General features: G+C 70.6%; 14 protein-coding genes and 1 pseudogene. 9 read left to right on the top strand and 6 right to left on the bottom strand.

Annotated features, from left to right (window positions below; all coding sequences use genetic code 11):
- Nucleotides 1-49: 49 nt before the first annotated feature.
- Nucleotides 50-718 (bottom strand): winged helix-turn-helix transcriptional regulator, encoded by a 669-nt coding sequence (locus ACLKM7_RS06145; RefSeq protein WP_436446274.1) that lies wholly within the window; start codon nucleotides 716-718, stop codon nucleotides 50-52.
- Between the two features lie 72 nt (nucleotides 719-790).
- Here ACLKM7_RS06145 and ACLKM7_RS06140 point away from each other — a divergent pair, with 72 nt between their 5' ends.
- The 7 genes from ACLKM7_RS06140 (at nucleotide 791) to ACLKM7_RS06110 (ending at nucleotide 6,680) form a co-directional block, all read left to right on the top strand.
- The gene (locus ACLKM7_RS06140; protein WP_436446273.1) at nucleotides 791-1,231 is read left to right on the top strand and encodes a VOC family protein; all 441 of its coding nucleotides are present in this window, start codon (nucleotides 791-793) and stop codon (nucleotides 1,229-1,231) included.
- Nucleotides 1,232-1,257: 26 nt separating this feature from the next.
- Nucleotides 1,258-1,440: a hypothetical protein gene (locus ACLKM7_RS06135; RefSeq protein ID WP_436446272.1), complete on the top strand. Its 183-nt coding sequence runs from the start codon at nucleotides 1,258-1,260 to the stop codon at nucleotides 1,438-1,440.
- 31 nt (nucleotides 1,441-1,471) lie between these two features.
- On the top strand, nucleotides 1,472-1,603 hold the full coding sequence (locus ACLKM7_RS06130) for a hypothetical protein (RefSeq protein ID WP_436446271.1): 132 nt from the start codon (nucleotides 1,472-1,474) through the stop codon (nucleotides 1,601-1,603).
- Between the two features lie 5 nt (nucleotides 1,604-1,608).
- Nucleotides 1,609-3,102 carry a dihydrolipoyl dehydrogenase family protein gene (locus ACLKM7_RS06125; protein WP_436446270.1) on the top strand — a complete coding sequence of 498 codons (1,494 nt, stop codon included), beginning with the start codon at nucleotides 1,609-1,611 and terminating at the stop codon, nucleotides 3,100-3,102.
- A 49-nt stretch (nucleotides 3,103-3,151) separates the two neighbouring features.
- Entirely contained in the window at nucleotides 3,152-4,420 is a 1,269-nt protein-coding gene (locus tag ACLKM7_RS06120) for an MFS transporter (protein WP_436446269.1), read from the top strand.
- A 137-nt stretch (nucleotides 4,421-4,557) separates the two neighbouring features.
- Entirely contained in the window at nucleotides 4,558-6,045 is a 1,488-nt protein-coding gene (locus tag ACLKM7_RS06115; RefSeq protein WP_436446268.1) for an MATE family efflux transporter, read from the top strand.
- A 68-nt stretch (nucleotides 6,046-6,113) separates the two neighbouring features.
- Entirely contained in the window at nucleotides 6,114-6,680 is a 567-nt protein-coding gene (locus tag ACLKM7_RS06110) for a dihydrofolate reductase family protein (protein ID WP_436446267.1), read from the top strand.
- Nucleotides 6,681-6,774: 94 nt separating this feature from the next.
- Here ACLKM7_RS06110 and ACLKM7_RS06105 read toward each other — a convergent pair whose 3' ends face one another.
- Both ACLKM7_RS06105 and ACLKM7_RS06100 read right to left on the bottom strand, forming a co-directional pair.
- Nucleotides 6,775-8,115 carry a hypothetical protein gene (locus ACLKM7_RS06105; protein WP_436446266.1) on the bottom strand — a complete coding sequence of 447 codons (1,341 nt, stop codon included), beginning with the start codon at nucleotides 8,113-8,115 and terminating at the stop codon, nucleotides 6,775-6,777.
- Between the two features lie 199 nt (nucleotides 8,116-8,314).
- A pseudogene (locus tag ACLKM7_RS06100) lies at nucleotides 8,315-8,521 on the bottom strand (transcriptional regulator); the annotation flags it as partial.
- A 141-nt stretch (nucleotides 8,522-8,662) separates the two neighbouring features.
- Between ACLKM7_RS06100 and ACLKM7_RS06095 the strand changes: the two are divergent.
- Entirely contained in the window at nucleotides 8,663-9,682 is a 1,020-nt protein-coding gene (locus ACLKM7_RS06095) for a zinc-dependent alcohol dehydrogenase family protein (protein ID WP_436446265.1), read from the top strand.
- A gap of 25 nt (nucleotides 9,683-9,707) precedes the next feature.
- Here ACLKM7_RS06095 and ACLKM7_RS06090 read toward each other — a convergent pair whose 3' ends face one another.
- Nucleotides 9,708-11,498, bottom strand: coding sequence for a response regulator transcription factor (locus ACLKM7_RS06090; RefSeq protein WP_436446264.1), 1,791 nt, complete (start codon nucleotides 11,496-11,498; stop codon nucleotides 9,708-9,710).
- A 118-nt stretch (nucleotides 11,499-11,616) separates the two neighbouring features.
- On the opposite strand from ACLKM7_RS06090, the gene ACLKM7_RS06085 reads away from it, so the two are divergent.
- On the top strand, nucleotides 11,617-13,986 hold the full coding sequence (locus ACLKM7_RS06085; RefSeq protein WP_436446263.1) for a hypothetical protein: 2,370 nt from the start codon (nucleotides 11,617-11,619) through the stop codon (nucleotides 13,984-13,986).
- A gap of 75 nt (nucleotides 13,987-14,061) precedes the next feature.
- Here ACLKM7_RS06085 and ACLKM7_RS06080 read toward each other — a convergent pair whose 3' ends face one another.
- Nucleotides 14,062-15,000, bottom strand: a complete 939-nt coding sequence (locus tag ACLKM7_RS06080; RefSeq protein WP_436446262.1) for a phosphotransferase enzyme family protein — start codon at nucleotides 14,998-15,000, stop codon at nucleotides 14,062-14,064.
- Between the two features lie 100 nt (nucleotides 15,001-15,100).
- Nucleotides 15,101-17,401 carry an esterase-like activity of phytase family protein gene (locus tag ACLKM7_RS06075; protein WP_436446261.1) on the bottom strand — a complete coding sequence of 767 codons (2,301 nt, stop codon included), beginning with the start codon at nucleotides 17,399-17,401 and terminating at the stop codon, nucleotides 15,101-15,103.
- Nucleotides 17,402-17,496 lie beyond the last annotated feature (95 nt).

Genomic DNA, 17,496 nt, shown 5'->3' with positions numbered 1-17,496 from the left:
GGTTCAGTACCGCGGCAGAGATATCCGAGGCAGGCCGCGGCGCTCGTCGTCAGGCGGCGGGGCCGTCGTCGGCGAGCTGCGGGAGCGCGAAGCGTTCGAGGAAGGCGGCCGCCCGCCTGCGGTCGCCAGCGATGCGCACCTCTCCGGCGGTGACGGCTTCGTCGAACGTTCGGCGGTGGAAGATGACCCCTCGCAGCGCCGACTCGGATGCCTCGAGGACGAGCTCGGGGTCGGCGCCGAACGCGCGCGTCACCTCGATGACCTCGCCGTCGATCATCACGTCGAACGCGTCGCGCACGAGCTTCAGGCGCACCCGCCCGTGGAAGCCGCCGGGCGCCGTCGGCGCGTGGAGTGCTTTCAGCGCGAGCGCGAAGGCATCGTTGCTCATCTCCGATCCGGGGGCCACCGGGGTGAGCGCGCCCCACCGGGACATGGCCACGAGCACCGGTTCGAGCGCGTGGCCCCGCGGTGTCAGCTCGTAGGCCTGGACGCTCGCGGGCGGGCCGAGCACCGTACGACGCACCACGCCACCGGCCTCGAGATCGCGCAGGCGCTGGCTGAGCACGTTCTGGCTGATGCCATGCAGTCCGGCACGCAGGTCGGTGAACCGCTTGGGCCCGAAGACGAGCTCCCGGACGACGAGCAGCGCCCACCGTTCGCCGATCACGTCCAGCGACCGGGCGATGCCGCAGGCATCTTCGTACTTTCTCGTCGTCATGGGAATAGAGTACGACAGCTGCACGGTTTACTCTCCCAATCGGATCAAATGATCCTAAATTAGGAGTAGATCATGGAACTGAAACTCGAAGTCGTCGTGCTGCCCGTCTCCGACGTGGACCGCGCGAAGAGCTTCTACCAACGATTGGACTTCCGCCTCGACGCCGACTTCATCGTCGACGAGGGGTACCGGATCGTCCAGCTCACACCCCCGGCATCCACCGCCTCCATCATCTTCGGCACCGGCATCACGACGGCGCCGGCGGGATCCGTTCGCGGCCTCCTCGTGGCCGTGCCCGACATCGAAGCCGCCCGCGCTGAAATCGCCGAGCGCGGCATCGAGGTGTCGGAGATCTTCCACGAGGCCGACCCGTTCGTCCGGGCCGGCGTCGAGCACCGGATCCCCGGAGCGCACCCTGAGCGCGCCAGCTACAGCTCGTTCGCGACGTTCGCCGATCCCGATGGCAACCAGTGGCTCCTTCAGGAGATCACGGACCGCCTCCCCGGTCGCTGAGCGAACCACAAGGACGAAGACGACGCATGGACGCAACGACGAACGAGGTCATCCTCGACGTCCTCAAGGCCGCCGCGGCGGCCCACGGCGTATTCGAGGCCGAGGAGCTCGGCGGCGCGTACGACGACGAATGGCCCGAGTGGTACGCCGCGCACATGACGAACGCGCTCGCGGCCCTCGGCTACCGGCTGGTCGCGGACGGGGCCTGAGCCCGCGTCCGCCACGAGGGAGATCACCATCATGTGGATCTACGAACAGCTGCTCGGTCGCGAAATCGCGACGGCGCTGCTGCGCGCGAGCACCGGCGCCGCCGACCGAGCGGCATCCGACACCGACACTCCAGCAACCAGCGAAGCACAGGAAGAGCGCTGAGCATCATGAAGACCTTCGACACGAACCTCATCGAGGAGTACGACCTCATCGTCCTCGGCGGCGGTGCGGTGGGCGAGAACATCGCCGATCGCGCCGTGCAGGGCGGCCTGAGCGCCGTCATCGTCGAGCACGAACTGCTCGGCGGCGAATGCTCGTACTGGGCGTGCATGCCCTCCAAGGCGCTCCTGCGCTCGCCGGCTGCACTCCGTGCCGCCCGCAGCGTCCCCGGCGCCGCCGAGGCGATCACCGGTGACCTCGACGTCTCCGCAGTGCTCGCACGCCGCGACGCGTTCACGAGCAACTGGTCGGACGCCGGCCAGGTCTCGTGGGTGAAGAGCGCCGGCATCGACCTCGTGCGCGGCCACGGCCGCATCAGCGGTATCCGCGAAGTCACGGTGACGACGCCCGATGGCGGCACTCTCGTGCTCGTCGCCCGTCACGCGGTGGCGGTGTCTACCGGCTCCGACGCCTACATCCCCGACATCGATGGTCTCCGGGATGCCCTTCCGTGGACGAGCCGCGAGGCCACGAGCGTCCGCGAGGTGCCGAGGAGCCTCGCCATCGTCGGCGGCGGCGTCGTCGCAGCCGAGATGGCCACCGCCTACGCCGCCTTCGGCACGCAGGTGACGCTCATCTCGCGGGGCACGCTGCTCGCCGGCATGGAGCCCTTTGCGGGTGAGCGGGTCACGGAGGCGCTGCGCGAGCAGGGCGTCGACGTGCTGCTGGGCACCCAGCCCGTGCGCGTCAGCCGTGGCGAGTCCGGATTCACCGTCGAGACCTCTGCTGGTGATGCGATCGGCGCCGAGCAGCTGCTCGTCGCGACCGGACGAACTCCGCGCACCACCGACCTCGGGCTCGAGACGATCGGGCTCACTCCCGGCCAGTGGCTCGACGCCGATGACACCCTGCGCGTGCCCGGCTTCGACTGGCTCTACGCCGTCGGCGACGTGAACCACCGCGCGCTCCTCACGCACCAGGGCAAGTACCAAGCGCGCGCCGCGGGTGACGTGATCGCCGCTCGGGCGAAGGGCACGACGGTATCTGATGCCGCGTGGGGCGCCCACGTGGCGAGCGCCGACCACGCGGCGGTGCCGCAGGTGACGTTCACGGACCCCGAGGTCGCCGCGGTGGGGCTCACGGCGGATGCCGCGATCGCCGCCGGCTACCGCGTTCGCACGGTCGACTACGAGATCGGCTGGGTCGCCGGCGCGAGCGTGCACGCGGACGGCTACCGCGGGCACGCCCGCATGGTCGTCGACGAGGACCGCTCGGTCATCATCGGCGCGACCTTCGTCGGGCCGGACGTGGCTGAGCTGCTGCAGGCGGCCACGATCGCCATCGTCGGGGAGGTGCCGCTCGCCCGCCTCTGGCACGCCGTTCCGGCCTATCCGACCGTGAGCGAGATATGGCTGCGCCTCCTCGAGACCTACGGGCGGCAGAGCGCCGCACCCCGGGTCGATCCGGAGCGTGAGTCAGCGTTGGCCCCCCTCGCGGGGTGATGACCGCCCAGCAGGAACATCCTCCACTGATTCAGCCAAGGAGATCATCTTGAACACCGAGCTCCGAACGGACGTCGAACTCGCGCTCTCCACCGCCGCGGATGCCGCCACGACGGTGCGGCCCCTGCGCCGCACCCTGCCGCCGCCGCTCGCCTTCGCACTAGCCGCCGGCATCGTCGGCCTTGCGCTCTTCGCCTCGGTGACGCCCTCGCCGCTCTACCAGGCCTACAGTGCGCAGTGGCAGCTCTCGCCGCTGACCCTCACGCTGGTCTACGCGACGTACGCGGTCGGCGTCCTCGTGGCGCTCGTCGTCACCGGATCCGTCTCGGACGACGTGGGCCGCCGTCCGGTGCTGCTCGTGGCGCTCGCGGGCCTCATGGTGGCGACCCTGCTGTTCGTTCTCGCGTCATCCGTCGCCTGGCTCTTCGTCGCCCGCGGCCTGCAGGGCCTCGCGACCGGTTTGGCGATGAGCGCCGCGAGCGCCGCGCTGCTCGAGCTGCATCCGCGCCGCGACCCGGCCGCGGCAGGCCTCGCGAACGCCGTCTCGGGCACCCTCGGCATCGCGCTCGGCATCCTCGGGGCCGCCCTGCTCGTGCAGTACGGTGCGGCCCCGCTCGTGCTGCCGTACGTCGTGCAGTTCGCGCTGCTCGCGGTCGCGGCCGTCGGCGTGGTCTGGATGCCCGAGCCCGTCGTGGACCGTCGGCGATTGCGGTGGCGCGTCCCACGACCGCACGTGCCGGCTGTGGTGCGTCGACCGTTCCTCCTCGCCGCACTCACCGTGCTCTCGGCGTGGTCGCTCGGCGGCCTGTTCTTCAGTCTCGGGCCGGCGCTCGGCGCGAGGTTGCTCGACTCGTCGAACGTCATGGTGTCGTCGATCGGCATCGTCGCGCTCGCGAGCTCCGCTGCGGTGTCGCAACTCCTGCTACGCCGCACCGCCCCGTGGCTCGGCGCGTTCGTCGGCTCGCTCGGCCTCGCTGCCGGCGTGGCGATCATCGTGGTCGCGGTGGCGCTCGGTTCTGGCGCGCTCTCCCTCGTCGGCTCGGCGGTCGGCGGGCTCGGCTTCGGCATCGGGTTCCTCGGCGGGCTGCGGGCGCTCCTCGGCTCGATTCCGGCCGCACACCGGGCGTCGGTCATGTCGGCGTACTACACGGTCGCGTATCTGGCACTCTCAGTGCCCGCCGTGCTGGCAGGGCTCGTCGTGGCCGGACTCGGCCTCGGGCCGACGTTCGAGGTGTTCGGCGCATTCGTCGTGCTCAGCGCGTCGGTCACCGCGACCGTCGCGTGGCGTGCTCGACCCCGCGTCGCCGGCGCGCGCTGAGGGGCGCGCCGCGCGTTCTCGTGCGCGCCGATTTCGCCGGGCCCGGGTTCTGCGAGAGAGTGGAGGGTCGTCACTCGAATCGATTCGGCGTTCGTGACGGCCGTCGCCGCTTCCCCACATTCTTCGAGAGCACCCGCATGTCCCGTTCCCTCACCACCGGCAGTCCGTGGCGCGTCATCCTGGCCTTCTCGGTCCCGCTCCTGGTCGGCAACGTCGTGCAGCAGCTGTACCAGTTCGCAGATGCCGTCGTCGTCGGCCGCCACCTCGGCGTCGACGCGCTCGCCGCCGTGGGAGCGACCGGCAGCCTGCTGTTCCTCCTGCTCGGGTTCGTCTGGGGAATGACGAGCGGTTTCGCCATCCCGACGGCACAGGCGTTCGGGGCGGGTGACGCCGCCGGGGTGCGGCGGTCCGTCGCGACCGGCACGATCCTGACCGCGATCGCCAGTGCGGCGCTGACCATCGGCGGCCCGCTGCTCGCGGGTCCGGCGCTCGAGCTCATGAACACGCCGCCCGAGCTCATGGCCGATGCCACCATGTTCGCGCAGATCAGTCTGCTGGGCGCGGCGACGATGCTCTTCTTCAACTACCTCGCGGCCGTCATCCGCGCGATCGGCGATTCCCGTACGCCTCTGGTCTTCCTGACGCTCGCCTGTCTGCTCAACGTCGCGCTCGTCCTGCTCTTCGTGGGCGTGATCGAGGCCGGCGTGGGTGGTGCCGCCTTGGCGACGGTGATCTCGCAGGCAGTATCGGCGGTGCTGTGCCTCGAGTACGTCCGCCGCCGCATCCCCGCCCTCCACGTGCGCCGCGCGGACTTCACGGTCACGAAGGCCGACTATGTCGCGCACCTGCGCCTCGGTCTGCCGATGGGGTTCCAGGCATCCATCATCGCCATCGGCACCCTGGTCGTGCAGGTGGCGCTCAACGACCTCGGCGCCGATGCGGTCGCCGCGTACACGACGGCCTCACGCGTGGACGGGCTCGCCGTCGCGCTGCTGCAGTCGATCGGTCTGGCCGCGTCGATGTTCGTCGCCCAGAACTTCGGTGCCGGCCGGCCCGACCGCATCCGTCGCGGCGTCGCGCAGGCGACGTGGATCGCGGTCGTCGCCGCCGTCGCGCTGGGCGCGCTGCTGGTCGCGTTCGGTGCGCCGCTGGTGCGTCTGTTCGTCGGCGAGGGCTCGGACGACGTCGTCGACATGGCGGCGCTCATGCTGGTCATAAACGGCACGACCTACTGGGTGCTGGGCGTCCTCTTCGTCGTGCGCGGTGCGCTGCAGGGGCTCGGCGACGCAATGATCCCGACGCTCACCGGTGTGGTCGAGCTGATCATGCGCGTCGGTGCGGCCATCGTGCTCGGCGCCGCCTTCGGGTATGTGGGCGTCGTGTGGTCGAACCCGTTGGCGTGGGTGGGCGCGGTCGTGCTGCTGGTGCCCGCGTACGTGCACGCACACCGTCGACTGGGCCGGATGCCGGTGGCCCCGGTCGGCGTCACCCCGACGACCCCCATCCCGGTGATCGGGCCGACCGATGGCTCGATGACGGTGGATGCCGTGGTGACGGCGCCCATCCCGCTGCCACGCGTCCCGAAGCGCACGCTCCGTCGGAAGGTATGGTCGGGGGCGCGCTGACGGGCCTTCTGCTGTCGGGCTCGTGAGCCTACGCTCGTGGGTGCTGGGGCTGACGCGAAGGAGCTCGAATGCAGACGTTGACGGTGGATTTCATCATGTCGCTCGACGGCTACGGCGCGGCCGAGGGCTGGCCGGGCTGGTGGGGGCTGGAAGGCCCGGACTATCTCGGATGGCTCGAGGAGCTGCCTGAGCAGGACCATCCGATCCTCATGGGAGCCACGACATACCGGGTGATGTCGGAGTTGACGGCGGGCGGCGAAGAGGGCACCGACGTGCTGAACGGCGTGCAGAAGTACGTCTTCTCGTCGACGCTCGACGAGCCGCTCACGTGGGAGAACTCGACGCTGGTCCGTGAGGATGCCGTGGACTTCGTGCGACGGCTGAAAGACGAGTCCGACCTTCCGCTGCGCACGCTCGGGAGCGTCGCGCTTTGCCGCTCGCTGTTGCTGGCGGGACTCGTGGACCGGTACCGCGTCGTCGTGTTCCCTGTCATCACGGGCGCGACGGGGCAGGAGCGCATCTTCGACGACTACCCCGACGTGCGCCTGGATCTCGTCGAGGCGCGCACGTTCGATCGGCGAAGCCAGCTGCTGGAGTACATCCCGACGGTGCTTGGGGGCCCTCCCGGGGCTTGACCCAGGTTCAGGCGCGCGGCGCGGGGCACGCCCAGGGCGGTTCATGCGCGCGGCGGTCTCACGAGCGCGGCGCGGTCCGGAACGGCGTCGCGGGTCAGAACGGGGGCGGGTCGCCGTCTGCGGTCAGGTCGTCGGGCGTCACCAGCCACGGCTCACGCAGCATCCGCCGCCGGCGTTCTCGTTCTTCGTCGAGGACGAACCGGACGACGGGCTCAGGCAGGTCGGTGTGCTTGCGACCGGTCGGGCTGGTCCAGACGAGCACACCCGGCGAGGTCTGCTCCACGGTCCACGCCGTGTGGTGCTTCATGGTGTGATGCCGACGGCACAGGTGCGCGAGATTGTCGTGGCGCGTGGCACCGCCGAGTTGATGGTCGATCGTGTGGTCGATATCGCAGCGCCAGACGGGCCGGCGGCATCCGGGAAACCGGCACCGCTCGTCGCGTGCCGCCAGGAAGCGGTCCAGCCGCTTGCCCGCGCGGTAGCGGTCGACCGCGAGCACCGCCCCCGTGACGGGTGAGGTCATGACCCGCTCCCAGCCGGCAGCGCCCGCGGCAAGCGCCCGTGCGGTGTCGGCGTCGATGGGACCATAGCCCGCGAGCAGACACGGCTCGTTCGAGGCGCCGGTCATCGTGAGAACCGGCAGCGAGACCTGCACCCTGCCGCGGATCGCGTCGAGTCCATCGCCCGCGACGCACCGGTCGGGCCCGGCTGTCAGCAGCAGATCGGTGACGATGTCGGCCTGGATCTGCGCCGTCGTGCGCGTGTCTTCGTCGTCCGGCTCGCGCGCAGCGATCACGAAGTGCGTCTGCTGAGCGAGGCGATCCCGGATGCCGTGGATCAAGGTCGCCGCCGCGAACAGGGTCAGGGTGCCCATGCCGTCGTCGAGGTCGCACGTCTCGATGCGTCTCTCGGCGACAGCATCGTCATGCCTCTCGTCGAGGGTGCGCTCGAGGTAGCGCTCGGCGATCACCCGGAGCACCGAGGTCAGCCGGCTGGGCGTGAGCTCGGTCGCCCGCTCGAGGGCGATGGCGAGGAACTCGGCGCGTGCGCCGTCATCGAGGATCGCCGCGCCGGTGTCGTGGATGGCGCTCAGATGCTGACGAGAGATGTCGGCCCGCTCGAGGGCGTCGACTCCGGCGCCGAAGCGGCGGCACAGATCGGTGGCCTCCGACAGCAGGCGCGTCACCGTCCACTCCGAGATGTGGTTCGACGTGGCGAGGTCCGCGACCAGCGCCCGCCGATCGAGCTCTGTCCTGCGCAGCTGCTCGGGCGTCGCGGTCGCCGAGGGGGCAAGGGACGCGGCGGCCTGCGCGAGGAGACGGATCTCGGCGGCGTCTTCGGCCGCGCGTCGGCGACGGCCGGCCTCGAACGCGTCAACGAGTCGCTCGACGGGGTCGAGAGGCCGGCCGGGCTCGAAATCAGGATTCGCAGACATGAGGCTCGCAGACAGGAGGAATCACGGAGAGATCCAGCGCTCTCATCCATCCGACGCCCTCGCGGCTCTGCCGCGTCCCATTCGCAGCCCACCTCGACCGGCGGGCACTCTTCATCGAATCTCTGATCGTCAGCCTATCGAAGCCAGCCCTTCAGAACAAGAACGAATCTACGATTCCTGCGACTCCGGCACACCGCCCATCGAGAACGGATGCCGAGGCGCCCGCGATCGTGCCGCGCTCGAGCCTCGCGTAGTACTCGACGCTCACGCCGGCGAGCATCGCCACCTCACTGCGGCGCAGACCCGCGACTCGCCGGCCCGTGCCGGCGGGGATGCCTGCAGCCTCGGGCGTCAGACGGGCGCGGCGCGTCATGAGGAACTCACGCACCTCCGCCCTGGTGTCCATGCGGTCCAGGGTAGATCGGCGTCGCGGCGCCCGGGGTGCCCTGCCGGTACACGTCTCGTCAGGAACTCCCTTCCGATCCCGCGACAGGGAAGTATCGATGACAGGCGGTCACCACCGTGCCCGTCGAGCGAGGAGAACATCATGCGCGGAGTCATCATGCACGCGCCCGGCGACGTCCGGGTCGAAGATCGCGACATGCCGACCATCGAGCAGCCCACCGACGCGATCATCCGTGTCACCGCCACCTGCATCTGCGGGTCGGACCTGTGGCCGTACCGCGGCGTCGGGCAGGTCGATCACGCCCCGATGGGGCATGAGTACGTCGGCGTCGTCTCCGAGATCGGCGCCGACGTGAAGAACGTCGCGGTCGGCGACTTCGTGGTCGGCTCGTTCGTCGCCTCCGACAACACGTGCGAGATCTGCCGTGCCGGCTACCAGTCGCGCTGCGTGCACAACGTGATGATGGGCTCGGTCGGCACGCAGGCCGAGTACGCCCGCATCCCGCTCGCCGACGGCACGCTCGTGGCCACGCCCGGGACGCCCGAGCCCGACCTCATCCCGTCCCTGCTCGCGGCTTCGGACGTGCTCGGCACGGGGTGGTTCGCGGCCGTCGCGGCCGAAGCGGGCCCCGGCAAGACGGTCGCCGTGGTGGGCGACGGCGCAGTCGGCCTGCTCGCGATCCTGGCCGCCAAGCAGCTCGGCGCGGAGCGCATCATCGCGATGTCGCGCCACGCCGACCGCCAGGAGCTCGCGCGCCGGTTCGGCGCGACCGACATCGTCGAGGAGCGCGGTCGCGAGGGCGCCGCGAAGATCAAGGAGCTCACCAACGGTCTCGGGGCGCACTCCGTGGTCGAGGCGGTCGGGACTCAGGAGTCCATGGACCAGGCCATCCGCGCCACGCGTCCCGGCGGGCACATCGGCTTCGTCGGAGTGGCCCACAACGTCTCGATCGACGGCCTGAAGCTGTTCTTCTCCGGCGTCCACCTCCATGGCGGACCCGCGCCGGTGCGGCGCTTCCTGCCCGACCTGATCCAGCTGATCTGGGACCGCGAGATCGACCCCGGCGCCGTCTTCGACCTCACGCTTCCCCTCGAGGAGGCCGCCGAGGGCTACCGCGCCATGGACGAGCGGCGTGCCACGAAAGTCCTGTTGACGGTCTGATCCGGATGCCGTCGGCCGGGGCCGGTCAGGGTGACGGCCGGCTCGGCGCGATGGCCGTCCGGAAGAGGGTGACCAGAGCGGTACGGGTGGCGACGCCCGTGCGGGCCTTGATCACGGCCATGTGCTTGTCGACGGTCTTCTCGCTGATCCCCAGGGCGGAGGCGATCTCGGCATTGGTGGCCCCGGCCGCGACCAGGGCGGCGACCTGCCCCTGTCGCAGCGTGAGCTGCACCACCTCGCCGGCCGGTGGCGGAACGTCGACGGGCAGCTCGACGGTGGCAAGCTCTTCGCGCCGCGACAGGCCGAGTGCCGCGAGGGCACTGCGCACGTAGCCCTCGACGGTCCGGATGCCGAGAAAGAGCTCGTGCGAGATCTCGCGGTTCGTGCGCCCGGCCGCGGCGAGGGTCGCCACTTCGAGCTGGCGTGTCGAGAGTGTCGCACCCGTCGCCGACCGTGGCGGCCGGAACAGCTGGACCGCTCGCACGCGGAATGCGGCGGCGCGAGACTGCGCGGCGAATTCGTCGAGCGCGGCGAGCGCGCGGTACGCCGACGACCGGTGCCCATGCTCGACGGCACCGGCAAGCGAGACCCACCGCGTGCGAAGGATCTCGGAGTCGATGCTGCCGGGGATCTCGGGCACGCCGCCGGAGGGATCGCCCGGGCCGCCGTCGCGCCGGGTCCGCATGCGGTGCAGCGTCGCCCGCTGCCACGGCGAGGGCATCATGTGCTCCACGATGCGCAGCATCCGGTCGCACTCGCCCGTCTCTCCTTCCGCCAGCGCGGCGGCGAAGATGACCTCGGCGAGCCAGCATCGGTTGCTGCTGCCGACCTGCAGGTCGTCGATGTCGCCTTCCGACAGCGCGATCCGGCGGGCTGCCTCGAGGTCACCGTGGCCCGCGAGCATGAGGGCGACCGATGCGATGACGCCGTGCCCCAGCGAGCGACGTGCGTCACGCCAGGAGCCCGCGAGCAGTTCCCGCTCGAGCCGCTCCACGTCATCGGGCGGCGTCGTGGCGGTCATCACCGAGAGCACGTACTGCGTTCCCCGCACCGTCATCCACCAGCCGAGGTTCGGCGCATCCGAGAAACCCGCGGCCGCGCGTTCGAGCGGTGCAGCCGCCTCTTCGACGCGAGCCGCCGCGGTCAGCGACACCCCCTCGACGTAATCGACGTACGGCTGCAGACCCCGGATGCCGGATCGCTCGGCGAGCCGGCTCACCAGGCCTGCCGCGGCCAGCGACTCCTCCTGCATCGAGTGAGTGAGGACCAGCAGCGGCACCAGCACCACGAGATCCAGTGCCGAGAGGACCTGCGCCACGTCGGCCTGCTCGATGTACGCGAGAAACCCGTCGTAGACCTCCCGCACCCGGGCCAGCTGACGGTTCCAGTCGCCTTCCGTCGGTGTTTCGCGCCACCCCTCGCGAGGCTCGACGCCGTCGTTCATGAGCAGGGCGTAAGAGATCGCCAGCTTGGTGCGCAGCGCGGTGGCGTCTGCGCCGTCCGGCCAAGGGTGCGCGGCCCAGTCCACGGTCTCGAGGCCGGGCTCGAATGCGGCGCCCGCCAACTGCTGCCCCCGCGCCTCGGCGCGCACCGCCGGATCGTCCACGGTGCGGAGAACGTCGGCGAGGCGCCCGTGGGCCCGCCTCTCGAATCCGGCGAGCTGCTCGTACCGGGCAAGCCGGATGCGGTCGCGAGGGTCGGCTGACTCCCCCAGTCGGCGCCCGGTGGGGCCTGTCACCAGGTCCCAGACGCTGTCGATCCCGAGCCGTTCCGACTCGATCCCTGCGGTCCTCGTCGTGTCCGCGGTGTCTGTCATCCGCCTTCCTTCCCCCCAGCTCCCCCGGGGTCAGCGTAGAGAAGATGAGCGCCCGGCGGAACGAAATGCGTAGGAACTCCCATACCGGCAGACCCGGGCGATCCCTAGCGTCGAGCGGGTGACTGCCATGACTCCTGCCAGAAAGCTGGCCGCCGCCGTCGTCGGGGGCGGCATCCTTGTGACTTCTCTCCTCACCGTTCCGACGGCTTCCGCCCTCGGGCTGACCTGCGACTGGACCGGCGCCAGCGCCGACGGCCTGTGGTCGAATGCCGCGAACTGGACCAACTGCGCCGACGCGGCACCCGGCGAAGGCGACCTGCTGCGGTTCGGCGCCGGTGCCACCACCCTCGCGACGACGAATGATCTCGTGGGGGTCTCGTTCGCGAACGTCGAGTTCGCGGTCGACGGGTACTCCGTGGGGGGTTCCCAGCTTCGGACCAACGGTCTGACGGTGGCCGGCTCCACGACCCTCGAGGTCAACGTGATCCTGCCCGTCGCGGCGGGAGAGACCGCCTACCAGATCTCGGCGCCGCTCACCGTGCCGATTCCGTGGGAGATCGAGTTCGACCAGGAGCCGCTCGCGGTCGCTGCGCTTCAGCTCAGCGGCGGCGCCGTGGTCGACGCGCGTCTGGACGGAGCGGGTGACCTCTTGAAGATCGGCGGTGACGGCGTCGTGCATGCGCGCGGTCTGTCGTACCCGGGAGCGCTCGAGCTCTCCGGCAGCGCACGTGTGCGCTGCGGCGCGATCGAGTGCGGCATCGCCGGCGATCCGGTGACGATCACGGATGCCGCTGGCCTGGAGTTCACCGCCGACACGGCCTTCGCTCGATCGATCCAGATCGGACCCGGCAGCGGCTACTCCGTCGATGCCGCCGGGCATGCGGTCGATCTGCAGGGGGCGGTGAGTCTGGCCGGACCCGCCACCGTGCGCGGCGGGCAGGACGATGCACCCATGCTGTTCTCCGGCGGCGTCGCGCTCGCAGACCATCGGCTCACGGTGCACGGCGCGACCGCCGTCCCGCTCTTCGCGAACCTCACGAGCTCCGCGGCCGGCGGACTGCAGATCGGCACGGCCGACATTCCGGGCAGCATCCGGATCGAAGAGGGCCAGCTCGATCACAACGGGAGCACGGCGGCGACCGGAGCGGAATCCGTCATCGTCGCCGACGACGCATTCGCGCTGGGACCGAACGCCCTTCCCGGCACGACGCTCGAGGCGGGCGCGACGCTCGGGACCAACTCGGTGATCACACTCGCCGAGGACGTCCAGCTCGTCGACGGCTCGGCTGTCGCGGCGCTCTCGTCCGGGGCATCCCTCACTCTCGCGAACGCCTCGTTCAGCGGAGGCGTGAACATCCAGACGCGTGCGGCGGCGTCGAGCCTCGTCATCGACCAGCTGTCGAGCTCCGATGGCAGCACCGTCGTGCTCGGCAGTGCCGGCGCGGACGCGCCGATCATCTTCGGCGCCGACGGACTCAGCGATTATGCCGGCCTGACCGTTGCCTCCAGCGGCGCCGTTCAGCTCGATCGTGATCTCTCGATTCCCGGCGACTTCCGCATCGTCGACGCTGCCGTGACGACTCTGCACACACTGCCGGACGATCTCCACGACCTGATCGCCGACACCTCTGCGGTCACGATCGACGGCGCCGGGTCGCTCGTCGTCAACGACAACGAGCGGATCGCGTCGCTCGCCGGCCCGTCCGGCGTGGTGCACGTCGTGCACCCCGACTCGGGACTGACCGTCGCGGGGTCGGCGGCGACCACCTATGAGGGCGACTTCATGGGGCACGGTCATCTCACCCATGAGGGCACCGGCACTCTGCACCTGACCGGGGACTGGACGCAGGCGGCGCTCGACTCGACGCTCGACGCCGAGGCCGGCACCGTGATCGTCGACGGCTCGATGCCCTTCACGACGGCCGAGGTGTTCGGCACCCTGGCCGGTGCGGGGACCCTCGGCGAGATCGTCATCGACGGCGGCACCGTGGCGCCCGGCACCTCGCCCGGCTGCCTGACCGTCGAAGGCGCCGTATCGGGGAGCGGCACGATCACGGTCGAGCTCGGGGGCGTGCAGCCGTGCACCGCGCACGACCAGATCCTCAGCCAGACCCAGGATCTCGCGACGGTGACGTGGGCGGTCGCGCTCACGGGCGGCTTCCAGCCTGCTATGGGCGACGAGTTCGTCGTCCTCTCGACCGCGAACGGCGGCGCCGCGCTGCCGGCGTCTCAGGCGACGGCCGGAGACACCGTCTTCGATGTCGTGTGGGACGGCAGCGACGTCATCCTGCGCACCGTCGAGGTCCCGGTCGACCCGCCCGCAGGCCCGCCCGCACCGGGGGTGAACCCTCCCCAGTCCGCCCTGCCCGACAGCCTCGCGGCCACCGGCCCGGACTCCTCGTGGGTGCTGTGGGTGTCGGTCGCGGCCGCGCTCGCCGCGGCGGGTGGGCTGCTCGCCGTCCGAGGACGCGCACGGCGCCAGAGCTGAACAGGCCGGCACGCAAGACACCCGAGACGGGGGATGCTGCGGCATCCCCCGTCTCGCAGCTCCCGCGTTGCGCCGTCAGAGCGAGTCGACCGCCGCCGCGAGCGCCGTCAGATGCCGGGCGAGGATCTCCTCGTGACCTGGACGCCGCAGCGCGAGCGTGAGATTGACCATGCTGACGCGCCGCGCGACGAAGAGTCGTCGCAGCAGGCCGTCATCGATCGTCGGCCAGTCGCCGTGCCGCGAGTATCCGGCACGGAAGGCCGCGAGCGCTGCCACCGACCACTCGCCCCGCGTGGCTCCGAAGATCGAGTGGGCGATGTCGTGCGCACGATGGCCCCACGCGATGTCCTGGAAGTCGATCGCGCCGAGTCCACCGCCGGGCATCCGCACGACGTTTCGCGGAGTCAGGTCGAAATGGATCACGCGCGGCGGCTCGTCTGCGTTGGCCCAGAGCGTCGCCACCGCCTCGCGCGCCACCTCTTCTCCCCGCCGGAGCAGGGCGCGATGCGGTTCTGGCGCTGTGGAGAGCGCGATCGGCACGACGAACGCGAACGGGTCGCGCGCGTCGAGCACGCCGCGAGGAAGGGTGGCCGTCGGGGGCGTCGCCGTTTGCAGGCGTGCGCTGAGCTCGCCGAGGGCCTCGATGTCGCGACTGGTCGGCGGGACGGGCACCGGCATCCCCGGCAGCCACGTGAGCATCGTCGCCCGCCACGACCCATCGGGGTCGATCACCGTGTCGGCGCCGTCCGTCGTACGGATCACGCGCGGGACGGCAAGTCCTGAACGGGCGAGCTGCTCCGTCCAGCGGGCCTCCGCCTCGCCTGCGCCCGGTCGATGGATGCCGTCGGCCGGCCCCACTCGCAACGCGAAATCGCCCTCGTCGGCACGGATCCGGTAGATCGTGTTGAACGAGTCCGCCAGGTGCTCGACCCGCACGCCGGTGAGCAGATATCGCTCCAGCGCGTGCTGGACGAAGGACGAGGCATCCGTCTTCTCATCGGCTTCTGAGTGCATCGCCCTCACGTTAGCCGACCGCTCGAGGGCTCGTGCCTGGACGAAAACGACGGGGGGATGCCGCAGCATCCCCCCGTCCCATGTCACCGGTGTCGCGGGCTCAGCCCCCGAGCGTCACCGTGTCGATGGTCACCGTGTCGATCGTGACCGCGGCGATGCCGGGGTGGTCGCTGAAGACGCCGTCCATGCCCTGGTCGATGAACACCTGCAGCTCACCGGCGAGGTCGCCGTGCGCGGCCGGGTCGGCGCTGGAGCGGAACTCCGCCGGCAGGAACTGGTTCTCGGCGCGGAAGGTCCAGCCGTGCACCGAGAGGCCGGCGGCGTGCGCGTCGGCGATCACCGTGGTCGGTGCACCAAGCGCGCCCGCCGCGGTGCGCGGGATCATGACCGACTTCTCCAGGCCGACGCCGTCGGCGTACGCCGCCACCTCGGCGAGACCCGCGGGCGTCACGAGGTCCTTGTACGTGCGCGCGTCACCGGCGAGCGTGAAGTCGTACGGGCGGCCCGACGAGTTCACCAGCTGCGCGAGCGTCACTTCCGTGAGCGCGTCGAGGTCCTTGAGGTTCGACACCTCGAAGCTCTGCAGGATCACCGGCGCCTGGGTGTGGTCCAGGCCGTTCGCACGCAGGGCCGCGACGAGGGGCTCCTCGAGCGAGAGACCGATCGAGTCGAAGTACGACGGATGCTTGGTCTCGGGGTACACGCCGACCGGGCGGCCGTCGCAGCTGACCGAGTGACGAGCCAGGTCCATGACCTCGTCGAGGGTCGGGATCAGGTAGAGGCCGTCGAAGGCGGTGTTGCCGGGGCGCACCTGCGGCAGGCGCTCCTTCGCGCGCAGGCTGCGCAGCTCGGCGAAGGTGAAGTCCTCGGTGAACCAGCCGGTGATCGATGCGCCGTCGATGAGCTTCGTCGTCTGGCGGGCGGCGAACTCGGGTCGGGTCGCGACGTCGGTGGTTCCGCTGATCTCGTTCTCGTGGCGTGCGACGAGCACGCCGTCCTTGGTCGAGACGACGTCGGGCTCGATGTAGTCGGCGCACTGCACGATCGCCGCCTCGTAGGCTGCCAGAGTGTGCTCGGGCCGCGACCCACTGGCGCCGCGGTGACCGATGAGGCTCACCGTCGACGGCTCGAGCTTGGTCTTGTCGAGGTCGATGATCGCGAACTCGGTGTCATCCGGCGTTCCCGGGATGCGCGCATCATTGCCGGGGTAGTTGTTGTCGTTGCCGATGAGGAGGCTGCCGTCCTTCAGCTGCACGACGGTCTCGAACGACTGGACCGGCAGCGAGAAGATCTCGCCGGTGCCGTAGCCGTCGCCCGCGCCGATGCCGTGCGGGTTGGCGATGCGCAGTGCGTCGAGCACGAGCGACTTCTCGAGGTAGCCCTCCGCGTCGGTGCGGCGCAGGTCGACCTCGTAGACGCGTTTGGTGACGGCCTGCTCGCCTTCGAAGTCATCCCGCTCGATGAGGATCAGCACGTCGCCCCGGACAGTGAAGGCGTCGCCGATGACGTTCGCCTCCTGATCGGTCTGGTAGCTCCACGTGCGGCCGGTGTACCGGCCGGCGCGCGTGTCGAACTCGAGGATCTCGCGGCGTCGCAGATCGGTGTCGTCGGCGTACGCACCCTCGACGACCGGGTAGAGGTAGCGGCCGTTGGTCGATGCGGCCATCGCCTCGAAGCCGCGGCTCGCACGGACGCGCGGGGTCTCGCCCGGCTGCAGGTACGGGTTCTGCGGCGACTTCGCGCCGTCCAGCGCGTAGGGCTTCTCGAGCAGAGTGCCCTCCGCGTCGAAGTGCAGCAGGAACGGACCGAACTCCTCGCCGACCCAGAACGAGCCGTCCTTCGCGCGCACCACCGACTCGATGTCGAAGTCCGCACCGGTGAGCAGTCGCTCGTCGGTGTCTTCGTTCACGATCGGGAAGTCCAGCACGCCGTTGCGGTCGTTGTAGGAGATGAATCGCTCGATCTGGATCGCGCCCGCGCCGCCCCCGGCGGTCTGCCATGCCGGACGCACCAGGTAGTTGCGCAGCAGGAAGTCCGCCGAGTTGCCCTTGCTGCCGAAACCGTTGTCGGGCTGGGCCCAGAACGTGCCGTCGCCGTTGTCGAGCATGGCCGAGAAGCCCGGGATGACCTGGCCCTCCCACGGGCCGGTGCGGCCGTTCGCCGGTGACGCGAGCGCGCCCGAGGGCGGGCCGGACTCGAGGTGGTCGGCCGAGAGGGTCGCCCGGGCGACCAGCGTCGGCACGTGGGTCTGGATGTACGGCGACTGCGAACGCCCGTCAGACGGATTCGCAGCGGGCGAGGCCGCGGAGGCGGCGGCCGGCAGGAGGGCGACGGCGGCCACCGTTGCGGCGGTCACGGCGAACAGGCGCGTCAGCGCGCGCGGAGATCGGTGTGGACTCATGGCCACGACCCAACCGGTGCCGTCGCTCGTCGCGATGACAGGTCGCCGACGATCGCGGGGCGAATCGGTGAACGCCGGGCGAGCGGCGCGTGAGA

Source organism: Microbacterium sp. I2 (genome assembly GCF_051364985.1).
Taxonomy (GTDB): domain Bacteria; phylum Actinomycetota; class Actinomycetes; order Actinomycetales; family Microbacteriaceae; genus Microbacterium.
Note: the sequence above shows the minus strand (reverse complement) of the source record. Positions and strands in the feature narration are given on the sequence as shown.